The organism is Limnospira platensis NIES-39, assembly GCF_026000695.1.
Classification (GTDB): Bacteria; Cyanobacteriota; Cyanobacteriia; order Cyanobacteriales; family Microcoleaceae; genus Limnospira; species Limnospira platensis.
Genome location: NZ_AP026945.1, coordinates 2398891 through 2420620, shown reverse-complemented (window position 1 = coordinate 2420620; position 21730 = coordinate 2398891). Strand labels below are relative to the sequence as shown.

Below are 21730 nucleotides of genomic sequence, written 5' to 3'. Positions count from 1 at the left end.
TTGTCAATGAGGAATTTCATCCCCTGAAAATACCTAGGTTTGATTGGGGATAGTAATATCAATCGAGGTAACTTTGACATCCTCATTCAAGCTATTAAGGGGGGGGTCAATACTATTTTGATTACCCACCACTAAAATCACCAGCTTTTCCGGTTGGAGATACTCAGCCGCCACCCTCTGAACATCCTCAATGGTGGTTTCCTCAACTTGACGACGGTAGTTGAAGATAAAATCGGCGGGATAACCGAAGTATTCATAACGCATCAAACGAGAAAGGGTTTGGTCGCCGGAAGCGAAATTAAACACAAAAGAATTAAGGGTTGATTCCTTGGCGTAGTTCAATTCCTCGGCGGTAATGGGTTCGGTGCGTATGCGCTTAATTTCGGATTTCATAGCCTGAATTAATGGAACAGTGGTATCTGAACGAGTTTGACCCCCAGAAATAAATAAGCCGGGATAATCAAAATTAGGACTCCATACTCCATACACAGAATAGGCTAAACCTTGACGCGATCGCACTTCATTAAATAGCCTACCACCAAAGCCATTCATCACACCATTAAGCACCATTAGCGCCGGGTAATCAGGATTATTAGCCTTACCGCCTAAATGTCCCATCTGCACATAACTTTGAGTTAGTTGGGGTTGGTCAATCATAAACACCCCACCCAGATTAACCTGATTAACATCAGGAAGGGGAGGATTTATAGCTTCGCGGCTAGATTTCCAATCTCCGAACTTTTCCGCAATGAGCGATCGCATTTCAGCGGAATCAAAATCTCCCACAATCCCCAAAATCATATTTTGAGGGTGAAAATATTGTTGATGAAACTTGACTAAATCTGACCGAGAAATCTGTGATAAATGGTCATATTCCACACTGCGGGCGTAGGGACTTTTGGAGCCATAAATTAGCTTCTGAAATTCCCGACTAGCTATGCGTTGAGGGTCGTCATTCCGACGAGCGATCGCCCCTCGCATTTGATTTTTAGCTAACTCTAATTGTTGAGGATCAAAAGCCGGTTCTCTAATCACTTCTGCAAATAAACTAAATACCCCATCGAGATCCTCACTTAGGGCGCTAAAACCCGCATTTCCCATAGTATCACTAATTCCCGTTTCTACCGATGCGGCTTTGTGTTCCAGGATTTCATTTAACACTTGAGGGGGATGTTTTTTAGTTCCCCCATCGCGCATTAAACTCCCCGTTAAACTAGCTAATCCTACCTTATTATTGGGCTCAAAACGGCTGCCAGTTTTAAAGATAGCACTTCCCCTAACTAAAGGAAGTTCCCGGTCTTCCATCAGGTAAATAACAATACCATTTTCAAGTTGATAGCGACTGTATTCGGGAAGTTCCAAAGTGCGAAGGGGAGGGAATTCTAGTTCCCGATAATGTTTGGGAACTCCGGCGACGGCGGGGGAATGCCAAACCACTGTCATGACCAGGGTTAGACAGGCGATCGCCATTAGTAATAACCTGGATTTTTTCAATTTCATAGAGGTTGTCAATTGCATATTATTAGGAAGTGGTACATTAATTTTGCGATAAAAGACGACCCACCGTGCGATTTTCCGGGCGGAAAGTAGCCTGGGCGACCCTTTGAATATCTTGGGGGGTGATAGCAGAAATGGCATCTAAAGTGGCAAATAGATTCCGCCAAGATCCCGTTTTCACCTGATAGTTAACTAAAGCAAAAGCCATCCCCATATTAGAATCAAGCGATCGCAATAAACTCGCCCGCGCCTGAGTTTTTACCCTTTCTAATTCCCGGGGAGAAACCAGTTCATTTTTGAGGCGGTCTATTTCCACTTGTAAAGCAGCCGCCACATCATCCACCGTATGATTAGGGGAAGTTAACGCATAAAACAACATCAAATTATCATGTTTATTTCCCGGATAACTGCTAATTCCTTGGGCGGCGAGGGCTACCTGTTTTTGTTCTACCAAAGATTGATATAACCGGGAAGTGCGACCACTGCTAAGAATACTGGCGATCGCATCTATAACCACATGGTCTGGGTCACTGATAGCCGGGCGATGATACCCTTCTAAATACCAAGGTTGAGAACGTAGATATTTAGTGATTTCGCGAGTTTCAAGTTGTGGAGGTTCCGTCACCTCAAGTTGTGGGGGATGAGGTCGAGATGGATAGCGACCAAAGTAGATTTGAGCCAGTTTTTTAACCTGTAATGGATCTACATCTCCCACCACCGCTACAGTCAAATTACTCGGTACATAATAGGTATCAAAGAAATCCTGAACATTTGGGCGGGTCATCCTTTGCAAATCCTCTAAATAACCAATCACCGGACGACGATAGGGGTGTACTTGAAACGCCGTTTCAGCGAAAGCCTCCACCATTTGACCCACCGGAGAATTATCAGTCCGCAGTCTTCTTTCTTCCAGAATTACCTCTTTTTCCTTAAAGAATTCTCGGAATACAGGTTCTAAAAATCTCTCCGACTCCAGAGACATCCACAATTCTAATTTATTCGACGGTAGACTGTAGAAATATCTCGTTTCATCAGCAGAAGTAGTAGCATTCATTCCCACTCCCCCCGATTGTTCAACAATCCGCCCAAATTCGTTTTGGTTAACATACTCAGACGCTTGTTTTTCCACCTTCATAAATTCGGCAGTCAGTTTAGCTAATTCCTCAGTATTACCCTGATTTTGAGCGACTAGGATACGGTCAAATAGTTGATCTAGTTTATCTAAAAGTGGTTTTTCCGCTGCATAATTACTCGTCCCAATTCGTTGAGTCCCTTTAAAAGCCAGATGTTCTAAATAATGGGCTACCCCCGTTTGTCCTTCCGGTTCATCAACACCCCCAACATCTGCATGAATTAAAAAAGAAACCACGGGGGCTTGATTTCTTTGTAAGACTATAAACTTCATCCCATTATCTAGGCGAAATTCGCTCACCTTATCGATAACTCGATCTAAGTAAGGTTGGATAGATGGCGAAGGGCTGGGAAGTTCATCAGCTTGGGTTGGCTGTCCCCAAGTAGTCACCCCCAGGACAATTGCTAACAGCAACAGCAGAAATTGTTTTAGCCAAGGGGGTAATCGTTTTTGATGGTGCTTAGGTGAAGTCACGAACCAACTTAGATTCATAAAGATTTTGTAGTTTCTGGTTTAGATCATAGTTTATATATTGACATACTCCCCCGTTAACTGCTATTCATGAAAAATACTATTCTTAAACTACAATGTCTCATCCACTCTTGACTCTTCTGGCGAATTGCCTATCATAGCATCAACTCAGGGTTTTGATAATTATCTCCCCCACAGTTTCTATTTATTTATGAACATCTTTAATCAATCTCCACCCCGAGAAGTTGACATACCTACTCGTATCCTGAAAGCGGCGACTAAACTTTTTGCGCGACGTGGCTATGAAGCAACTACTATCAAGGACTTGGCTGCTAAGGTGGGAGTGGCGGAGGGGACTATATTTCGCTACTTTCCTAATAAAAAGGCCATTTTGGTCGAGGTCGTGACTCAGGGATGGGTTGAGATTTTGACGGATTTACTCACAGAATTGAGTGAGGTGGCTAATTATCAAGGGATTTCCCAAATTATGCGACATCGGATGATGGGTCTGGATAGTAACGCCGATTTGCTGCGGGTTTGTTTCCTAGAAGCGCAGTTTCACCCGGAATTGAGCGATCGCATTCAGTCAGAAATTATTGCTAAAATGACAGACGTGGCTGAGGCTTTCTTTCAAACCGCTATGGAGAAGGGCGTGTATCGTCCCATGAATCCCCGTATGGTCGCCCAGGTATTTTTGGGTATGTTTGCGGTCGCTGGCTTCAGTTATCGCACTATTATTGACCCAGCCGCCTCCCCCTCCGATATGCAGGAAATGGCCGAAGGACTGACTGATATTTTCCTCAATGGGATTATCAATCGAGAATCAACGGGCCATTAAAATCTCTGAGAAAATCGAGAAAATTTTTTGCCGACAGGACTAGACTTATTGGTGAGAATCAGTTATATTAGAATGATGTCACTGGGAGAGGTGGCTGAGTGGTCGAAAGCGGCAGATTGCTAATCTGTTGAGGGGTGTTCAGCCTCTCCGAGGGTTCGAATCCCTCCCTCTCCGTTCACAATTAACCCTTATCCTGATAGCGATAGCGGGTTATTGCTCAACCCCTATATCCTATTGAGTTACTCAGATATTACTCACAATCTAGTCCTAGCACAGGAAAATAATTCTGTCAACAGGTTGATTACTCAGTCAACAAGCACAACTTAATCAATCTGTCAAATGCCTACTATCTCCCCCCAACCAAACACCGATAGGGTAACTCCCTTGTGATACCCGTCAATGGCCAGCCTATCGGTTCGTTCCTCACCATTGACTGCTATCACATCGTTCGTTTCCCCAGGAGTGCTTGTTTCGGTTGGGGGAGGATATGGCTCAAAAACAACCCATAGGGGAACCCACTAGGTTATCAATGTACAACGATACCCCTATCAATGTACAACGATATCAGACCGCCTACCTGACTCCCGTAGGGAACCAGGTTATTGGGGAAATATTGGGGAGCCTACTCGCTACCAACAAAATGCGATCGCATAATCTAAACTATCTCCTACCGGAACCAACCCGATACCCCCAAACAACTTTTCACCTGGTAACTTGTTTCGTCATCTCTCGCTGATACCTACATAATCCTAGGGAATTGATTCCCCATCGAAACCGATACCTACATACCGCTAGACAAGTCTCCAATTTATAGGGGTACTGGGTTCCGCACAGGATGATTACCCCTAATAGACGGGTTAAGGTTTTGGCTTAGGGTGTTTATTGTGGGTAAATTAGAGGCAAGCATTCATATAAACTTCCAGCACTCCTGTTGCAGCACTCCTGTTAACAAAAAATATGCAAGCACCCCCTACAGTTAGAAACCATAGGGGGCCATTTAAGTTATTGGGTTAGGTGTTAGGTGTTAGGGTTTTCTCCAACCATCATCATCAATATCATCTCTGTTAATTGGAAGAGGGGGTGATTGCTTTTTATCTTCTAACTGTTTTTTACAAACTGTTGATGGCATAAAATCATTAACATATCTAATCAAATAATTTAGGCTATTTTGGATACCGTCTAACCTATTCTCAATAAGTAAGTTTCCTGTATGCGTAATGAACGTACTGAGAATAATCGCGACAATAATTAACCCTAATTCAACTATTACCAAGTTCATTTATATTAATTTCCAAAAATGAAGTGTAAACCATTTAATTCTTTCTAGTGGAGAAAATGAAGCGTAAAAATTGCTGTACGGCGGTGATTCAATTATTTGATATTCATTAAGCCATATAGTCTCTTTTTTAACCATCATATTCTGCTTCACATCATTGTAGGCATAGAATTTAAGCCACCCTGCCATTTTCCAGTACACGGGTACACTGTCAGCGTCAAATAATATCCTAACAAATTTACTGCCAGAAATGTCAGGCAATTTTTTAGTACCGTGTAGAGTACTATCATCTTCTATCCTAAAATTAAATTCATAAACCTTAAACCAGTTACTCTCTGATATATTAAGTGCATTAGGCATTATCTGTTAATTTATTGTTGAGTGTTTAGCATATTTTCTAATTTGTCGATTTTTTCTGATAATTCCTGAATTGCCGCAATCACTAATGGTATCAGTTTATCATACATGATTGTTAAGTAATCTATTTTTTTGTCGTCAACTTCAGGACTATCTGTATGGTCATTTTTAATCACTTCAACTGCGTTAGGATATATATTTTGTACTTCTTGAGCAATTAAACCAAATTGTTCTGTACTTGGATTAAAGCCATGAAATGCTGCAAGTTCATTATACTTAAACCACGTGACTGTCAATGCGTTAATTTCGCTTAACCCTAGAGTTGGTTTTGATAAAAGTGTTTTGAATTTAAGATCAGAGCTACCTTTAACGTAGTCTCCATTATCGTTAATATAAGATACATTTGTGCCTCCTACTCTAAATCTAGTATGTACTCCAGATGATGAAAGAGTTGAGCTCTTTATAAAATATGTCTGTCCGTTATATAATTGTATTGAATATCTATTGTTAGGAGCACCTCGCCAATCGCTTTGATGAAAATTAATACCATGATATATAAATACTCTAGGATTATTATCTGCTTCTAATTGCATAGAATAATTCCCTTGATGAGAAAACGCCCAACTATTTGCTCCAACTCTACTATTTAGTACTAAACTTGCCGAACCAGCACTAGAGCCTATCCGGCGGATGTCAAACCCCCTCCAAACATTAAAATCAATAAGCATATTTCCATCAGGAAAACTTTCATTAGTTGCAAAAGTTACTGGATTATTTGTTATGTTAAATGTTTTAATTCCTGTTAAAGTTTGATTACCTGTAGTTCTAACTACAGTTGAATCTACATTAATTGTTCTATTAGCTGCTAAAGTTCCTCCTCCGGATCAACCATCACCTGCAGTTAATGTAATATTTGAATGTGTGTGCGTTGTGGGAGTCCTAGCGTTAGATAATCTACTATCATTACCTTGACAGGCTGTGTTTGCTGTAGTGCCATAAGCAACCGCCCATGGGCAGTACTCCCATTAAAATTATTTCCAGTTAATCCCGTACCATTTGTTAATGTATTAGGAGTATTGTCAGTTATTGTTATATTGGCACTACCATTAAACGAAGTCCCATTAATTGTTCTAGCAGTTTGAAGTGCTGTTGCTGTTCCGGCGTTTCCACTTATTGACCCGGTAATTAATGAATTAAATGTTTTAACTCCTGTCCATGTCTGATTCCCAGTTGTAATTATCCCTGAATTAGTTGCACTAGCTGTAGGTAAAGTAACATTAGTTCCTGTTGATGATGTAACTACAGGACCTGCTGTTGTTCCTGCTGTTACTCCTAAATTAGTTGCTACATTTACTTGTGCGCCTGCCGCAATCCCATCCAGCTTTGTCTTATCAGCGTTCGACATTACACCTGCAACGGTTGTTGTAGCAGCAGGTAATACAGCATTAGTACCGTCAGAACTGTTAACGGTTAACGTATTGCTTGTAGTGCTTGTAGAGAGGTTGGTGGATACGTTTGGGGCGGTGTTTCTAAACTCAGTTCCTACTAAAGTTAAGCCAGTTCCCGCAGAATAGGTTGTATTAGGAGGTGTTACCCAAACACCATCGCCGCGTAAATAGTTAGATGTACTGCCATTTGTATCAATGGCAGCAACATTACCTGAATTTGTTATTTGAGATAAGGTATGTGTATGGCTAGTTGGTGTTCTAGCATTTGATAATCTGACATCGTTACCTTCTGTAACAGTTCCAATAGTTGTTCCAAAATTTTTGTTAAATGCTGTACTTTTGGTAAAAGTAGGCTCTTTACCGTCTAATGTACTTTGAAGTCCTGTAACATTAGCAATAGTATGTGTATGTTCTGATGGAGTAAACGTAGACGGTTTGGACGTTATTTCAGTCCAGCTATGGGAATGAGTAGATGGGGGGAAAGTGCCAGGTTTATTAATAATATTATTCCAAATTAACTCAGTTAATTTGACTAAATTAGTATTGGAGTCAATAACTGCTTGTATCCGTTCATTAGTTAAATACAGATTAACTTCACCTTCTGGCAAGTCATCGGTTGATTGCCCAAACTTACTAGAGTAAATGTTGAAATTAGTCATAACTGCCTCTATATTGAGTAATCAAATAAATGGCTAATAACTTAATACTAGCCATTCATTTGATGATTACATATTGATATATTCGATAATTGTAACGCTGATACTAGCGCTAGATTCTGCTATCGCCTGTAACTCAGTTCTACCCCACGTTATTGAGATGGTATCACCTGGCTTAACCGAAAATGCAGCGTCTGACACGCTATCACCTGTAGGGTCAAATATTAGATGTACATTGGTATTTGACCGATTCTTTACAAACACCGTTCTACCGTTACTGGTAGCATTGATAGGCACAACTTCCGTGATAGTGTTAGCAGTCAAACTTATCGCGGTAGTTTCGGGAGTTCCCGGTATTTTACTGCTCATATTTAGAGTGTCTAAATTGACAATAGAACTGTAAACTGAGAAACTCATAATAAACTCCTAAATCAAAGTAAAATTTACCAATTTATTATTTGTTCTAATCCAACAATATTGGTTACGCTATCCTCAGTTATAGCATAGATAGAAGCTGTTGATTTTAGTTCATCATCCCACCCAGCGTTAGGAGGTAAATATAGGCATTGATAAGGTACACAGTTACTGATATCACCGTGACAAAACCATACCCCTACAGAACCTACGTTTTGTAAGTGCAACCTATACCGATTAATATTTGAGGGTCTAACTAACGTGGGGGTATTGCCTATTGTCACCCCAAAATTTTCGGGTTGTGTCAATGTAGGGGTTTGAGGAACTGTATCGAGTTGATATTCAGCCATGCCCAAAATATTAATAGAATCATTGTTATGTAACTGAGTTAAACACCTAGCTTTAACTATTGAGTTGCTATCAATTGCTAAACCTTCGTTTTGATTAGTGATTAATTCAATTAACAGGTTTTCGGTGTGAATGCCTCCATAATATGGCAATTTGACAATCCCTAAATTTAACCCGTTTTCTGTTGCCATATTCCCATAAAATATCTGTAAATCTACCGCTCCCTGCAACACTTCCTGTTTTTTTTCCCACCGTTGGTAATAGCTATCTTCCGGGTAAATTGTGGGGATTTGTGATTGTGCAATATTAGGGATATAACACCTAGCGTTTAACGATGATATATAGCTGTAAATACCGATATCATATTTATATCTTTCTGTTATTAATGATTCTAAAATAGTCCCGTTAAATAACTCTATGGCGTTACTCCAGTTAGCAGCGTTTATATTAGCCGTGATATTTTTAACACCTCTCACCATTTTAACCACCTATTAATAAATTATTTTTTAGTATAATATTACTACTTTAATGTGATTATTTAAATGGTTAGAAACACAATTAACCCATGGGACCCAGACCCTACCGCTAGAATGCGAGACCCAGACCCTACTACTAGAATATGGGACCCAGACCCTACTAGGGAGCCACAAGGTAGGAAATCGTTTGGTGGTGCTAGTCAAGACCATCGTAGGGAGCCACCAAAGAGAGATGAACCAAAGGGAGGAAAAAAACCTAGGGGAAAGGGTGGCGCTGGTAGAGGTTTTGGCGGTCCTAATAGCGGTGACGAGGTAGATGATAATAAAGGTAGAAGTTCAGATAATCAAGGCGATAACGCAAGCTATTTAGATGAATTAATCGAGGAAACCACAACTGTTAAAGATGATTGTTATTATTTATTGCCCTATGCCCATCCTCGTTATGGAGAAAGTTCAGGTTACCAATCATATAACATATTGTCGGGATACGGTAATTTTGATAGGTTTGAAAAAAACGATTTTCAAACATCATTACATAAATCAAAAGATGGCGTTAGCTATACTTGGGAAGCAAGTTATGAGTATAGTAAGGTATATCGAGACTCAAGCTATCCACCAACTTTTATTAACTTAAGCCAGTTTGGGCATGGAACTTTACTACCTCGGCGGTGGCGGCGAGAATCGGAAACAATAATATGGGAGTCAATGACATCACATAATGTTATTTGTGAGTTTGAGGAACTTCATCCTGTAAATTATTATATAGAAGGAGATTACATTGAAGGCGATAATTTAAATGCGGGTCATAATCTAACCGCTATATATATTCGTGGTAAATATTTACAGACTTTTTTAAGCCTGCATACAAACCCCTGGGCTAAAATGGCTTACACGACGTATTGGTTTCTCCTTGGGAACAGAGTGACGATTGACCGCAAAACATTTGATATTGGTTGGTCATGGATGGGTGCGTCTAGATATGGCTATAAAAATAGATACTATACTTTTAAGCAAGGAACAATGAGTGCCTTAGAAAGAGCGTTTTGGGGTTTTGGAATATTCCCGTGTAAACTACAATCGCTTAATTACAATACTTGGTCAGGTTTATATGTTTATGACCCTATATGTGAAATAGAATACACTAGAAGAAAAAGAGTAACAATACCAGACATGAATGAAGAATGCTGTGGAATGATTAGAAGGATTTACGAGTTCCTAGACCCTGAATCCTTTCCGGCTGAAATGCCTGAAAAAATAACGGTTAATGCTAATAATCCAGAAAACAGAATTAAACGAATAAACACATTGCCAGAGTGGTTAATGTATCGATTCGATATTGATGACGAAAGATGGGGTGAGTTTGAAGTTAAAGTCGAGATTAATGACGTAAATTTGATGACCAAAGAACAGGAACACGCGGAAATCAAATTGCCTAACTTAGCTGAATCAATTGCTGAAATATTCGGGATGGTAATGGAAATTGCCATCTCTCATCAGGTTACACAAAACGCTGTTTTAACCTGTTTACATGAAGCAGGTTTGGCGCATTCAGCAGCCTTTAAAGCTGGTAGGGAAGTCTCGGAAATATTAGACTATTTAGGATTTGAAACCGAGGAAAAATACGAGAAACTAAAAACAGCGTTTACTCCAGAGGCTGATAATTTTGAGGAACTACTAGAACCTAATGAAAGTAAAGTTAAAATCACTAATCAAAAGAACGCGAAAGAAACACTACAGACAGCCTTAAATCAAATAAAGGAAATATTCTCAATAGTTAGAGCGCAAGGTACTTTACAAGTTAATGGTAATGACCCGTCAAAAGACATATTAGCCGATTTAACTAGGTTATATGATTCAATGAAAAAACAAGACGAGATTAGAGAGCAAGAGACTAATAAAGTACAAGAATTATTGAAAAAAGACTTTCCTGATATCAAGATAGAAACCGAATTGATTGACGGCGATAACCCACTAAGAGGGACTTTGTAATGGTTGCCAGAAGTGCAAGAATGCTAAGGAGTACTCGTAGCTTGTCTAGCCGTCAAACCCGTAGCAGTATAGGTAGGAATGGCGTTAGACAAGTTAATTTAGCTCAGAGAACATCTACTCAAGAGATGGGTTGGTTTGGCAAGCTATGGGCAAAAATAACTGGTAAAGTAGTTGAATGGGGCAAAAGTTTTGGAGGTTGGTTATGGGAAGGAATTACTAAGTTTTTATCTAACTTTAGTTTTGAGAAAGTAGCACGATTTATCACGTCTAATTGGGATAGTTTCTGGAATTTCAACTGGAATATATCAGATGAACAGATAGACAAAAATATGATGAATATTGCTAATCAATTTATTAGTACTACCGCCGGTTTTTTGGGTAATATGGCAGGTAAATTAGTTTGTGGAGTATTGCCTACCATTGGTATTGCATTTATCAACAAAGCCGCTGCTATGCACATTGCCTTAAGCAAGGGACCTGAAATGCTTATGGAAGTATCTACAGCTTTCGGCTCATACGTTAAACAGTCATTTAACATGGCTATGAAAGCCATAGCATGGCAACTGTTTAAACATGGTAGACGGGTTGTTAAAATGTTTTTAGATAAAAGTCCTTCAACACTTGCAACGGCTATTGTTTCAATGGTTCCTGGTGGTAAAGGAACGATTGAAAAGTGGGGTGACGAAAAAGGTGAAGAATGGAGTTTCGGTAAACAGAGAAGGGAAGCTAGGGAGAAATTACCAGAAAAATATGATGGAAATATTAACACTATTTGGAATCAAGATAGTAGTGAAGAATTTTGGGAGGAATTCTCAGATAACTGTAAAGAAGCAATTATTTTAGTTGCTCAAGGATTAGATGAATATATTGCATTACAACGCATTGAGGAAAATAGACAACAACAATTAGTTAACGCGGTTGTAGAAAATGGTGGAGAGCGATTTAGACTAGTATCATCATTAAGAAACCTTCAAGAAAATGTAGCAAATGTGTTAGCTCAAACTGAAATACTAGGTAATCGTGATATGGGGCAATTTGTAGGGTCTGGAGATATCTCTGAAGTTCCGAATAGTAGTAATTTAAAAATTCAATTAACCTTTATTTTATATAACTACAAAAAACCTCCATATTGGACTAAAGAACGTAGGAGTACATTACCAAAAACTCAAATAGAACTCCCATCAGTAGAAAGAAGTAAAATAACCTGGGATAAATTACAAAGGATATTTACTCAACCTAGTAAATCAGCGTTCACAAAAGGCAATATCAAAGTAACCTGCAATATGCGAAATGGTAGGAAATTTTCATTTTTTGTGAATGAATCTAGCAAGTCAGATGCTGAACGTATTTGTAAGGATTTAGTACAATTAACAGATTCTAGTATTGTTTACCCTTTGATATTTGAGGAAAGGAAAGGTTTTGGCGGTAGGGAAAATGCGAAACGAATAAAGGAAACAAAAATGTATATATCGGAGGTCAAAATACTTAACTGGGAATTAATTGATAAGTTTGAACAAGCCAAAATCGATATGGGAGAAAGTTCCGCTTTAGCAATGTATAAAGACCCTAGGAAGTCTAAAGTAAAAATTCCTTTACATTTTGAGAATAAACCTAGCTGGGTAGATGATGTAATCAGAACAGCTACGAGGACATCGTTAGAGATGAAAACCGGGAACCAACCACCAACTACAGTCTAATGTAGTTTTCATTAAATAGAAGCTACATATATGTAGCATTTCCTTAACGAAAATATAACTAACACCAAACTGATATAGGTGTGATCTTATTACTATTGATTTATTAGAGGTAATGACTATGGCAAGCCCCGTAACTCTTAATGGTGCCACTCTCGAACACCAATTGCTAGAAGTTATTGAACAGGTTCAGAGAGCGCAAATAAACGCAACTAGAAACCCTAATGGTGTAACGGTAGTTACAGCTTATACCCGCAACATGGCAACTGGAGCTGTGACAGTATCCCTAACAATCCCTACTGATGATGTTTTGGATGCTACTAATGGCTCTATCGATGTAGAAGCTATTGCTGTTTTTGTTGACTAGGGTTCATTAACTAGGTAGACAACAATAGTGTTAATGTCTACCTATCTAAGGTTTTGTTTGATAATTAATGAGGTTAAATTATGCCATTAAATGATGCTTACGATAAATATAAAGCAAATTTTGTTGCTAAACTAGCGGAACCGAAAGGCACTTGTATCGGCAGGAGTTTGATGGTTGAGGCTCCAGTAGACAAGACATCAAAGTATGTTATCCCAATGCCTATGTTGCTGCTTTATACGCTATCCGATAACGCCGTAACACAGGAACCCGTCCTGGTGCGAGACTTAACTATCTGGAGACCTCCCGTTAGTGGAACTACATCAACTAATGCTAATAGGCGTAATATCATACCAGGGGCTAGAGTTAGGTCATGGAAACGTATAGAGTACACAAAGATTTTTGTAGAAGCTCCTGCCTCTATGGGTGGAGTATGGAGAACATATCGCACATCAGGAACTAACGCGGGTGATAGGAAGCTAAGATTTATTGGTTTAAAAGTTCCTCAAATTTTCTCGATTAATTCCTTGCTATATGTTTTTGCTCATTACTGGAGCAAAAAACCCGCGAGTATTAGAACCTATAACTCAATGTTTCGTATTCCGGCTGAATCTGAAATTACCCTCGATAACCTAGGAGAACTAACCACAGGTAAAACTGAAGCACCTAATCAAGTACAAGGAAACCTTAGCGCTTTACCTGAGAAAACAGGCAACAAACCATAATAACTATCTTGTTGCTAATTATATACCCGTTAAATCACAAAATAGGATTAACGGGTTTTTTGTATTGGTTATTATTTGTACATTCTATATATACTTAATGTAATACTTGATATTTTTATAAATAAGTGTAAATTGTATAATTTATGTTTATTTTTAATAAATTAATTAGATAAGATAATTTTAATTAAATACAGTGAATTCAAAAGAGCAAGGTAACTATACAGTTACAGAATCAATTGAAGGTAGCGTAACTGTAGAAAATGTAACTAATGTCAATACTAATAAAGTATTGACTCCTACAGAATACCAAGAGACGTTGAGTCGGTTTAATCAGTTTACTAAGTTTCTGGAGTTGGTTAATACTTACCTTCCTTACCCCAAAACTTCATTAATTCAATCATTGACCAACAAACTCCAAACGTCGGAGATTATCAACTCAAATACCTTTTATCTGACATATTCAGAGATTGCCACACTTAAACGAGTCACCAACGCAATCCTGACGCTATTAAAAGCAGGTGGAGTAAAGCTACCTCGTAAGGTTACGGGAGCCATCCAAGATGATATTAACGCCCTCGAAGACCATCTACTGAGTTCCGAGGGGAGTCTAGGGGATGACGTATCAGAGCCATCTCCGTTCTCAAGTTGGTTGGACTAATCCCACACCAAAAACAAAACCGCTTATGTGTAAATTTTTTAGGGACTCTATTTTAGGGACTCTATTTTAAAAGCACATAAGCGGTAGCCACTAAGCACAGGGCAATTATGACATGGAAACTAGGCACTGGACTGAGGTTAGGCTAAACCTCAGAAACATCACGCTAACGCCATTGATGTATATAGGGCATTCCCGATACATTAAAATTCCCGTTTCTTACAAGCGAGCTGAGATACAATACCAATCCACTCTTGTTAAGTTTGACAAAGGCTTTATCTCCTATTTTATAGGGGAATTGCTCAAAAAATTGATTCCGTTACATCCCGACAAACTCGAGGAAATCTTGAGCGAAAGTCTCGAATATTATCGAGAGGAATGGAATATTTACCAGGCGGAAAACGGCGGCGACAGAGAGCCCGACGACAGGAAAAAAAGTACAGAGGTTTTTTGTGATGAAGATGAATAAGTACAATGCACGAGGGCAACAAATAGACGGGCATTATTTCCCCAGTGCTTTAGAGTGTAGAGTTTATCATCTCTTGAAAAAATACGATGAACAATTAATTGTTCATCCCAAGATGACGTTAATTGAAAATCAGAAACCCTGGAAAAACATCACCTGGACACCGGATTTTTACTCCCCATTTTTCAATCGTTACATTGAAGCCAAAGGAGTATTAACAGATGCTTTTAAGTTAAAAATGCAACTGTTGCAATATCTTAACCCTAGCTTAGTTAATCAATCTTGGTTTGTTGTTAGGGGGCAATCATACCGCTGGCAGGGTATCACGCTTACTAACGTTGATGTACTTGATGATTTGTTGCGTACCCTAAAAGAACAGGGAGAATTAACTAATTTTGTGAAGGCAAATAATGAATAAACTGCATTATAAGGGCATTTTTACCATCACAGGGAAGTTGGTAAATGCCACCTACAACCCACATCTGTTTAAGCCCGAAACGGCTCAAATAGCTTATCGGATGGTAACACCGATAAAGGAACACCACACCCAAAAAATTAGAGACCTCACTAAAGAATACACGGGCTGCTATTTTCCCAGAGGGGATTATCAAGGCTCCTGTATAGCGAGGCTAAGTAATGGGATGCTACGGGTTTCTATAGTCGGGAACTCTCAGTTTTGGAATATCTGCAACATGATATCTAACGTAGCAATCAATCATCAAAGGAAAACTAAAATGTCAATAGGTTATTACGGCAAAAAACAGGACGATAAATTTAGTTATTGCAGTGCAGTTAAGCCCGGTGAAACAGGAACTTTTCTGGTCATTTAATATACACAACTACGGATAAAGCCACCCCATTTATGGGTGTTCGGAAAGGGTATTTCTGGGGATTTTCAGAATTTCAATGATAGAGACTGGGGTTATTCCCAAGGTGATAAAGAACTAATGGCTGTTCGGTTTTGCATTGAAAAATACGAAACGGAATTTCAGGGCAAAAAACGGGAATATAACCCTACAATGCCAGAGTTAGCATTGCTAAAGTTAATCCAAAGCGATACAGGATTAACTGACGGGTCTATGATGTTCACTGCCACTATCAACCTAGGACAGGCGGCGGTAAGACCTGCCAACAAAATACTGTCTAGTGAGCCAGGGGATGATATAGAGATAGAAAGAGTCAATCTATTCTACATTGAGGATATCGCCCCTTTTGATAGCAATATAGCGGGCTATTCTGCCGCTGATATCGATACCTTTATTTAGTCTAAATCCAGCAAAAAAGGGGGATTTAATGGAAAGGCAAAATACAAAACCTTCGAGGAAAGGTTAACAGAAGGGGCTAAGGTTTTGGATTGTGACCCTAGCTTTGAGAGTCTTTATAACAAGGTTAAACAACTTGATTCTAATGTATTAATTGCATTAATTGAATTACTGCGATTAATGTAGTCACAAATAAATCCCCCCTAAATATTTAGGGGGGAATAACCACCATACCATGTCAACAAGTCAAGAGCGATAAGAGGTTACTACCATGTCTGAGGACTATATTGATTATAGACTAATTAGAAGTCAGATGTCATCTGAACTAGAAGAAATAATCACAGAAGGCAACCTGGGTGAGCAATTAGAGTCTGTTTTACGGGCTGTCTGTGTTCTGCCATATCCTGATATTCAGTTTCCAATTATCGCCTCGTTTATAGCGTCTCCAGTAACGTTAATGTCTACCGCTGGTATCCTGTTCCTTTGGGGGTCTAGCGGTACTGGAAAGTCACAGATAGCTACCGTAGCATCTGAACTATACAAGACAACCTCGGTGCTTGCTAATAGCACTTTCGCTTCACTGAGAAACAAGATACAACATGAACGATTTTATGACCCCCTTCAATGTGAATTTGAGAAAAATTTTATATTGGTATGGGAAGATATCACCCCTAGCTTATTAATTGAAAATGAGAATATGTTATCGCTTTTCAAGGTGTTAAACCGCAAAAATAGCCGAATAACCATCAGTAGTCAGACACCGGGAACTAACATGATTTTTAATGCTTTCGCTTTAAAGGTGATTAATTCAATACATCCATTGTGGACATTGTGGGAGTTAAACGAACTCAAAAGACGGATGTTTCCTATATGGTTTAAAAAACGAGAGACTATGACATCAGAGGAATATAGGGGGAATAGTTACGAGTTAAGTGATTTAAACGATGTAGAGGATATTACGCTTGATAAATTATCATCTCAATTAGAAATTTTCTGGAGAAATATCGATAACTGCAATCAATACAGCAAGGTCAAAAAACAACTACAGAAACACAAAAAAGATATCATTAACGCTAGGTTATCAAGTGAAATTATTGTCACTCATTCATTGATTTATCAATTATCTATCAATGAATCAATTAAACGCTTCAATGATTACTGGGATTTTGTTAATGAAAAAATCTTGACTATATCATCAGGTACTGAACAATTTTTAGACAGTTTTATCACTCAAAGTATTGAGGCAAAAATGAAACAAAACAATCAGGCAATTAACGCGGGATGTCCTGAGTTAACCGAGGTTGTAACTGATATCGACCCGAAAGCGTTAAAAGAAGCCATTGAGAGAGCTAAAACAGATGGATATCTTGATAGTCGCGTTAATGTTTCAGAGTTGACTAATCTAATGAAAAGCAGGGGCTATTCAATGATTAATCAAAACGGTAAAAACGTTTGGAAACAAATTATTTAAGGAGGGAATTAAAATGACTCAAAATAACATTGACGCTATTACTCAAACAAGGTTTAAAACGTTTAAACAAATGGTAGACACCACGATTTACAATGCTACCAAACAAGACGCTAAGGATACTTTGATAACAATAATGAATGATTGTCAAACCGAGTATTCCCTGGCAGTCGCAAAGGAACAATTACTCCTAAAACAACTTAATTACATTAAACATTTGCTGACTAAAATTGAGTAACAAACCCGTCCGAAATGACGTTAAACTATCACAACTTAACCACTATCAAAGGATAAATCCATGTCAATCAAATCAAGTACGCCCGGATTAAACGTAGTAGAATATAGCTACATGAGCAATCGATTAAACCCTAATGTTGTGGGATTGCTCGACTTAGTAGAACTTGCCAAAACTCCCAAAAAATTTAATGAGATTGAGGAATTTATTGCAATCCACGAACATTTTTTGTCGGCGGAAATGGAACTTTTAAAAGGTATCGAAAGGCTACTTAAAGCAAAGATTCAGAATCATTACGAAATCGAAAATGGAGACTATGGGGAAGATTATGACGAGTTTTAATTCCAGATAACAATCAATAGGAGATAGAAAAATGGATGAGTTTAAACAAGAAAAAATGATGGTTATTGCAGAAATGGCTAGGGAGATTTACATTCAAATGATGTCACGAGATATCCCCTACGCTAACCAGGATACTAGGGTGACATTAGCCGAAATAGCTCATAACGCCGCTGTTGATTTTATGACGGTACACGAAAAATGGGTAGAATCTCAGTATCCAATTATCTCTCAACCTCAACCAGGCATTATTGCCTCTGATTTCAACATTAACGGCTATAACAGCGATATCCTACTGGGAGGTGATTTTCATGCCTAAGCTACTCCCGGTAGTCACACTAACAGGGTCTTACAAAGGGTTTCTGGTAGGTCATGGTAATATCTGTATTGAAGTAGGTTCTTTAGAATGGTTTAAATATCTGGAAACCAATAAATCTTTTGCTTTAGAGGTTAACGGAAAGCGATTTACAGCGTGCAAAAAACTCTCAATCAATGGTTTTACCTACTGGAACCTCAAAGGGTGGGATGGTAGCGTCAATCATCACATCTACGTTGGAAAATCTGACCAAGTTACTGTAGACAAGTTAATAGATGTAGCTAACGCTATGATTACTAAGTGCAGTAAACCCTAAACCCTAAGCCCTAACAGCTAACAGCTAACTCAATAACTTAAATGGCCCCCTATGGTTTCTGACTGTAGGGGGTGCTTGCATATTTTTTGTTTCCAGGCCTGGTTTTCCAGGCCTGGAAATCATTTATATGAATGCTTGCCTCTAATTTACCCACAATAAACACCCTAAGCCAAAACCTTAACCCGTCTATTAGGGGTAATCATCCCGTGCGGAACTCAGTACCCCTATAAATTGGAGACTTGTCTAGCGGTATGTAGGTATCGGTTTCGATGGGGAGTCAATTCCCTAGGATTATGTGGATAACCGTTGTCGCTGGTAAAGCAATTCTCTAGGATTATGTAGGTATCAGCGAGAGATAACGAAACAAGTCACCAGTTGAAAAGTTGTTTAGGGGTATCGGGTTGGTTCCGGTAGATGATAGTTCAGATTATGCGATCGCATTTTGTTGGTAGTGAGTAGGCTCCTCAATATTTCACTAATAATCTGACTACCCCTATGGGTTTTGAAATTTGAGCCATACCCTCCCCCCATAACCGAAACAAACACTCTTAGGGGTGCGACCGATGTGATAGCAGTCAATGGTGAGGAACGAACCGATAGGCTTGCCATTGACTGCTATCACAAGGGAGTTACCCTATCGGTGTTTGGTTAGGGGGAGGAATGGATATTTGACAGATTGATTAAGTTGTGCTTGTTGACTGAGTAATCAACCTGTTGACAAAATTATTTTCCTGTGCTAGGACTAAGTTATGAGTAACATTTGAGTAACTAGGCATAGTTATCGGGTTGAGTAATAACCCGCTATCGCTGTCAGGATAAGGGTTTATAGTTAACACGCTCTGACGGAATTAAAGCGTCTACATAGCCTACAACCCCTATTCTACCGTTACTTAGGTGTTACTCAAAGCCATAACAGGATCCATCAATTTGTAGCCATAAAATAACCCCTAGGGGTTTAATCTAGGGGTGTTAATTTATGAAAGGTTGACGATTAGATTAATCTATCTGATAGATAACTCTGAGAAATGCCTTAGCTTCTGGAGTGTCAACATCAAACCCTAACGCTGTTAACCGTTCTATGGCTACGTTCAATGGTATAGGTAACTTAGAAACCCCTTTGAGGACTTCTAAGGTAGCGTCAATGCCTTCTGTCTTGTATTTACCTTCATTAACGATTGTGCTATGTCCCATAAGTCTAGCTCGTAACTCGATAGGTAATCCATACTTTTCACCTAACAGGTTGTACAGCCTACGAAAAGCATATTTCTGGGTTACCGGGCATTTCATAGAGAAAATTGTGTGGGTAAACTTTTTGTCAAACCCTCCGATTATGGTTCTGGGTTTACTGCCTTTTTTCGGGCTATATTCTGGCAATAAGGGTCTTTTCAATTCCAGGAACTCAAACATTTCAGGGCTGGGAATTGGAGCTACAATCCTTCCCCCTGTTTTGATACTCACTTTCCGACCTTCTGAGTCAGTAAAGTAAGTGTAATCTCCTAGCACCAAGTAATTATCCTGATTATCAGGGTCTGACAGTGCTTTGATGATTACGCCATCATCCGTTACAAATGGCTTAGTTAGATTAACGGCGGCGGCTATTTCAGTTGGTCTCAGTCCGTACATTACTGCCATACCAGCAACCCACAACCAACTATGTCGGGATGATTGATGTTGAGGGTTTTTAACAGTATAGGCTTCTTGTTTGGCGCTATACCACCAATCCTTAAATACATCAACAGCTATCCGTTGTTTCTTTCTGAATTGTGTTTGTTTGGCGTTAATAGGTTCAAGTTTTTTAAGTAAGTGTTCTTTGTTAGGTGATTTCTCAGCTATGGCTTTTAAGATGTAGTAACGTTCCCTGAAGGTTTTGGAGCCTATTAATTGTTCTCCGTTCCGTAGGGGAATATATAGCATAGCCTTGAAACTCTCCCAGCTAGGATATTCATCCCAGTTAGGGAACAGCCTGAAGTATGCTTCTTTAGTAGATTCGTAAGTTGCTAAGTCACTAGCGATATTGCGAGAACGTTTCCTTCCTGTGTTGCGGTTGTACCCCGCAAAATACTCATTCTCAATTTGTTTAAAGATGTCCCGGTAGGTTATCAGATTATTCTCAATCTGATTTTTCCCTAGGATGGTTTTATCGTACCAATCCCAAAATTCACTAGCGCTAGTGATAGTCCCTAGGGCTTCAGATACCAACTTAGCTTTCTTAACGCCGTCTATCACCCCTTCTGGAGTACACTCAAGGTTAGCCGTTTTGGGTAGCCGTTTCCCGGTAGGTGGTTGCTTAAACTGCAATAGCAGATTGTACCTAGCCCCGGACTTTTGTAACTTGAGTGTCACTCCTTTGGGACATTCCCCCTTAAAATCCTGATAAGCTTTCACGAACCTAGTATAATCGTCGTCATAGTTGCCCTTTCCCCCTACTGTAGGGGTATTGATATCGTTACTCATTTTTTACTCACTTGTTACTCTGCTATGGTTTTGAGTAACACCTAAGTAACGGTAGAATAGGGGTTATAGGCTATGTATCAGGTTCGAATCCCTCCCTCTCCGTTCACAATTAACCTTGTGGGGAAAAACCAACAAGGCGATGAGTCTCTTACCTAATGTTTGCAAACAGTTACCCATTCACACCGACAAGTATTTGGGTTAATCCGTTGTCTGTGGCTCCTTCTCAATAAAGCCATAGAAAAAACGAGCATGGAGGGATTTGAACCCTCCATAAAAGCTATAACCCCTATTCTACCGCCATTCTAATGCACTCAATGGCGATCGCACATTTAGGAGTTAGTGCAAAATGAGTGCAAGTACAAACAGTACACACAGTGGTACATATCAAGGCTTTCAAGACATTCTTGAGTTTTTTAATCTATCCCGCAAACAATGTCCCAAGGGTGTCAGGATTAAACGTAACCGGGGGACAATCCAACTAGACATCACCACTGACCCGGAAACGGGGGGCCTAAACAACGGGGATGTAATTGT

General features: G+C 39.3%; 25 protein-coding genes and 1 tRNA gene. 17 read left to right on the top strand and 9 right to left on the bottom strand.

What is annotated here, in order from left to right; translation table 11 throughout:
* Positions 1-33: 33 nt before the first annotated feature.
* Positions 34-1518, bottom strand: coding sequence for a M16 family metallopeptidase (locus N39L_RS11885; protein ID WP_014275322.1), 1485 nt, complete (start codon positions 1516-1518; stop codon positions 34-36).
* Positions 1519-1537: 19 nt separating this feature from the next.
* Complete coding sequence (locus tag N39L_RS11880) at positions 1538-3121, bottom strand: M16 family metallopeptidase (protein WP_014275321.1); 1584 nt, start codon at positions 3119-3121, stop codon at positions 1538-1540.
* Between the two features lie 190 nt (positions 3122-3311).
* Between N39L_RS11880 and N39L_RS11875 the strand changes: the two genes are divergently transcribed.
* The 3 genes from N39L_RS11875 to N39L_RS11865 all read left to right on the top strand — a co-directional run bounded on the left by N39L_RS11875 (position 3312) and on the right by N39L_RS11865 (position 4674).
* Complete coding sequence (locus tag N39L_RS11875) at positions 3312-3938, top strand: TetR/AcrR family transcriptional regulator (RefSeq protein ID WP_006616520.1); 627 nt, start codon at positions 3312-3314, stop codon at positions 3936-3938.
* Positions 3939-4022: 84 nt separating this feature from the next.
* Positions 4023-4112 (top strand) — tRNA-Ser (locus N39L_RS11870).
* A gap of 355 nt (positions 4113-4467) precedes the next feature.
* The gene (locus tag N39L_RS11865) at positions 4468-4674 is read left to right on the top strand and encodes a hypothetical protein (protein WP_167538955.1); all 207 of its coding nucleotides are present in this window, start codon (positions 4468-4470) and stop codon (positions 4672-4674) included.
* A 288-nt stretch (positions 4675-4962) separates the two neighbouring features.
* Here N39L_RS11865 and N39L_RS11860 read toward each other — a convergent pair whose 3' ends face one another.
* The 6 genes from N39L_RS11860 to N39L_RS11835 form a co-directional block, all read right to left on the bottom strand.
* Positions 4963-5217: a hypothetical protein gene (locus tag N39L_RS11860; RefSeq protein ID WP_014275319.1), complete on the bottom strand. Its 255-nt coding sequence runs from the start codon at positions 5215-5217 to the stop codon at positions 4963-4965.
* Positions 5218-5574: a hypothetical protein gene (locus tag N39L_RS11855; RefSeq protein WP_014274198.1), complete on the bottom strand. Its 357-nt coding sequence runs from the start codon at positions 5572-5574 to the stop codon at positions 5218-5220.
* An 11-nt stretch (positions 5575-5585) separates the two neighbouring features.
* A complete protein-coding gene (locus tag N39L_RS11850) occupies positions 5586-6299 on the bottom strand; it encodes a tail fiber domain-containing protein (protein ID WP_014275318.1) in 714 nt (237 codons plus the stop codon).
* A 173-nt stretch (positions 6300-6472) separates the two neighbouring features.
* Entirely contained in the window at positions 6473-7678 is a 1206-nt protein-coding gene (locus N39L_RS11845) for a hypothetical protein (RefSeq protein WP_014275317.1), read from the bottom strand.
* A gap of 66 nt (positions 7679-7744) precedes the next feature.
* Positions 7745-8092 (bottom strand): hypothetical protein, encoded by a 348-nt coding sequence (locus tag N39L_RS11840; RefSeq protein WP_014274319.1) that lies wholly within the window; start codon positions 8090-8092, stop codon positions 7745-7747.
* 26 nt (positions 8093-8118) lie between these two features.
* Positions 8119-8916 carry a hypothetical protein gene (locus N39L_RS11835; RefSeq protein WP_014275316.1) on the bottom strand — a complete coding sequence of 266 codons (798 nt, stop codon included), beginning with the start codon at positions 8914-8916 and terminating at the stop codon, positions 8119-8121.
* Between the two features lie 63 nt (positions 8917-8979).
* Between N39L_RS11835 and N39L_RS11830 the strand changes: the two genes are divergently transcribed.
* The 14 genes from N39L_RS11830 (at position 8980) to N39L_RS11765 (ending at position 18742) form a co-directional block, all read left to right on the top strand.
* Positions 8980-10902 (top strand): hypothetical protein, encoded by a 1923-nt coding sequence (locus N39L_RS11830; RefSeq protein ID WP_014275315.1) that lies wholly within the window; start codon positions 8980-8982, stop codon positions 10900-10902.
* A gap of 41 nt (positions 10903-10943) precedes the next feature.
* Complete coding sequence (locus tag N39L_RS11825) at positions 10944-12599, top strand: hypothetical protein (protein ID WP_014275314.1); 1656 nt, start codon at positions 10944-10946, stop codon at positions 12597-12599.
* Positions 12600-12717: 118 nt separating this feature from the next.
* Positions 12718-12963, top strand: coding sequence for a hypothetical protein (locus N39L_RS11820; RefSeq protein WP_014274315.1), 246 nt, complete (start codon positions 12718-12720; stop codon positions 12961-12963).
* An 80-nt stretch (positions 12964-13043) separates the two neighbouring features.
* Entirely contained in the window at positions 13044-13685 is a 642-nt protein-coding gene (locus N39L_RS11815; RefSeq protein WP_014274194.1) for a hypothetical protein, read from the top strand.
* 193 nt (positions 13686-13878) lie between these two features.
* On the top strand, positions 13879-14343 hold the full coding sequence (locus N39L_RS11810) for a hypothetical protein (protein WP_014277430.1): 465 nt from the start codon (positions 13879-13881) through the stop codon (positions 14341-14343).
* 112 nt (positions 14344-14455) lie between these two features.
* Complete coding sequence (locus N39L_RS11805; protein WP_006616083.1) at positions 14456-14809, top strand: hypothetical protein; 354 nt, start codon at positions 14456-14458, stop codon at positions 14807-14809.
* Positions 14796-15224, top strand: a complete 429-nt coding sequence (locus N39L_RS11800; RefSeq protein WP_006616084.1) for a DUF1064 domain-containing protein — start codon at positions 14796-14798, stop codon at positions 15222-15224. Before N39L_RS11805 ends, N39L_RS11800 begins: the two co-directional genes overlap by 14 nt.
* A complete protein-coding gene (locus tag N39L_RS11795) occupies positions 15217-15636 on the top strand; it encodes a hypothetical protein (RefSeq protein WP_006616085.1) in 420 nt (139 codons plus the stop codon). The genes N39L_RS11800 and N39L_RS11795 overlap by 8 nt, the downstream gene beginning before the upstream one ends.
* Before the next feature lie 117 nt (positions 15637-15753).
* Positions 15754-16071 (top strand): hypothetical protein, encoded by a 318-nt coding sequence (locus N39L_RS11790; RefSeq protein ID WP_231852048.1) that lies wholly within the window; start codon positions 15754-15756, stop codon positions 16069-16071.
* A 268-nt stretch (positions 16072-16339) separates the two neighbouring features.
* Complete coding sequence (locus tag N39L_RS11785; RefSeq protein WP_014274908.1) at positions 16340-17539, top strand: hypothetical protein; 1200 nt, start codon at positions 16340-16342, stop codon at positions 17537-17539.
* Positions 17540-17552: 13 nt separating this feature from the next.
* Positions 17553-17774 (top strand): hypothetical protein, encoded by a 222-nt coding sequence (locus N39L_RS11780; RefSeq protein WP_006616005.1) that lies wholly within the window; start codon positions 17553-17555, stop codon positions 17772-17774.
* Between the two features lie 60 nt (positions 17775-17834).
* Positions 17835-18113 carry a hypothetical protein gene (locus tag N39L_RS11775; protein WP_231851947.1) on the top strand — a complete coding sequence of 93 codons (279 nt, stop codon included), beginning with the start codon at positions 17835-17837 and terminating at the stop codon, positions 18111-18113.
* A gap of 31 nt (positions 18114-18144) precedes the next feature.
* Entirely contained in the window at positions 18145-18429 is a 285-nt protein-coding gene (locus N39L_RS11770; RefSeq protein ID WP_014274907.1) for a hypothetical protein, read from the top strand.
* Entirely contained in the window at positions 18422-18742 is a 321-nt protein-coding gene (locus tag N39L_RS11765) for a hypothetical protein (RefSeq protein WP_014274906.1), read from the top strand. The genes N39L_RS11770 and N39L_RS11765 overlap by 8 nt, the downstream gene beginning before the upstream one ends.
* Positions 18743-19738: 996 nt before the next feature.
* On the opposite strand, the gene N39L_RS11760 is transcribed toward N39L_RS11765, so the two are convergent.
* Positions 19739-21196 (bottom strand): hypothetical protein, encoded by a 1458-nt coding sequence (locus N39L_RS11760; RefSeq protein ID WP_014275311.1) that lies wholly within the window; start codon positions 21194-21196, stop codon positions 19739-19741.
* Positions 21197-21730 lie beyond the last annotated feature (534 nt).

Bases quoted from the DNA above. Each gene is read 5' to 3' on its own strand.
- N39L_RS11885 (WP_014275322.1), bottom strand. From the start codon at position 1,518: ATGCAATTGACAACCTCTATGAAATTGAAAAAATCCAGGTTATTACTA.
- N39L_RS11880 (WP_014275321.1), bottom strand. From the start codon at position 3,121: ATGAATCTAAGTTGGTTCGTGACTTCACCTAAGCACCATCAAAAACGA.
- N39L_RS11875 (WP_006616520.1), top strand. From the start codon at position 3,312: ATGAACATCTTTAATCAATCTCCACCCCGAGAAGTTGACATACCTACT.
- N39L_RS11865 (WP_167538955.1), top strand. From the start codon at position 4,468: ATGTACAACGATACCCCTATCAATGTACAACGATATCAGACCGCCTAC.
- N39L_RS11860 (WP_014275319.1), bottom strand. From the start codon at position 5,217: ATGAACTTGGTAATAGTTGAATTAGGGTTAATTATTGTCGCGATTATT.
- N39L_RS11855 (WP_014274198.1), bottom strand. From the start codon at position 5,574: ATGCCTAATGCACTTAATATATCAGAGAGTAACTGGTTTAAGGTTTAT.
- N39L_RS11850 (WP_014275318.1), bottom strand. From the start codon at position 6,299: ATGCTTATTGATTTTAATGTTTGGAGGGGGTTTGACATCCGCCGGATA.
- N39L_RS11845 (WP_014275317.1), bottom strand. From the start codon at position 7,678: ATGACTAATTTCAACATTTACTCTAGTAAGTTTGGGCAATCAACCGAT.
- N39L_RS11840 (WP_014274319.1), bottom strand. From the start codon at position 8,092: ATGAGTTTCTCAGTTTACAGTTCTATTGTCAATTTAGACACTCTAAAT.
- N39L_RS11835 (WP_014275316.1), bottom strand. From the start codon at position 8,916: ATGGTGAGAGGTGTTAAAAATATCACGGCTAATATAAACGCTGCTAAC.
- N39L_RS11830 (WP_014275315.1), top strand. From the start codon at position 8,980: ATGGTTAGAAACACAATTAACCCATGGGACCCAGACCCTACCGCTAGA.
- N39L_RS11820 (WP_014274315.1), top strand. From the start codon at position 12,718: ATGGCAAGCCCCGTAACTCTTAATGGTGCCACTCTCGAACACCAATTG.
- N39L_RS11815 (WP_014274194.1), top strand. From the start codon at position 13,044: ATGCCATTAAATGATGCTTACGATAAATATAAAGCAAATTTTGTTGCT.
- N39L_RS11805 (WP_006616083.1), top strand. From the start codon at position 14,456: ATGGAAACTAGGCACTGGACTGAGGTTAGGCTAAACCTCAGAAACATC.
- N39L_RS11800 (WP_006616084.1), top strand. From the start codon at position 14,796: ATGAAGATGAATAAGTACAATGCACGAGGGCAACAAATAGACGGGCAT.
- N39L_RS11795 (WP_006616085.1), top strand. From the start codon at position 15,217: ATGAATAAACTGCATTATAAGGGCATTTTTACCATCACAGGGAAGTTG.
- N39L_RS11790 (WP_231852048.1), top strand. From the start codon at position 15,754: ATGGCTGTTCGGTTTTGCATTGAAAAATACGAAACGGAATTTCAGGGC.
- N39L_RS11785 (WP_014274908.1), top strand. From the start codon at position 16,340: ATGTCTGAGGACTATATTGATTATAGACTAATTAGAAGTCAGATGTCA.
- N39L_RS11780 (WP_006616005.1), top strand. From the start codon at position 17,553: ATGACTCAAAATAACATTGACGCTATTACTCAAACAAGGTTTAAAACG.
- N39L_RS11775 (WP_231851947.1), top strand. From the start codon at position 17,835: ATGTCAATCAAATCAAGTACGCCCGGATTAAACGTAGTAGAATATAGC.
- N39L_RS11770 (WP_014274907.1), top strand. From the start codon at position 18,145: ATGGATGAGTTTAAACAAGAAAAAATGATGGTTATTGCAGAAATGGCT.
- N39L_RS11765 (WP_014274906.1), top strand. From the start codon at position 18,422: ATGCCTAAGCTACTCCCGGTAGTCACACTAACAGGGTCTTACAAAGGG.
- N39L_RS11760 (WP_014275311.1), bottom strand. From the start codon at position 21,196: ATGAGTAACGATATCAATACCCCTACAGTAGGGGGAAAGGGCAACTAT.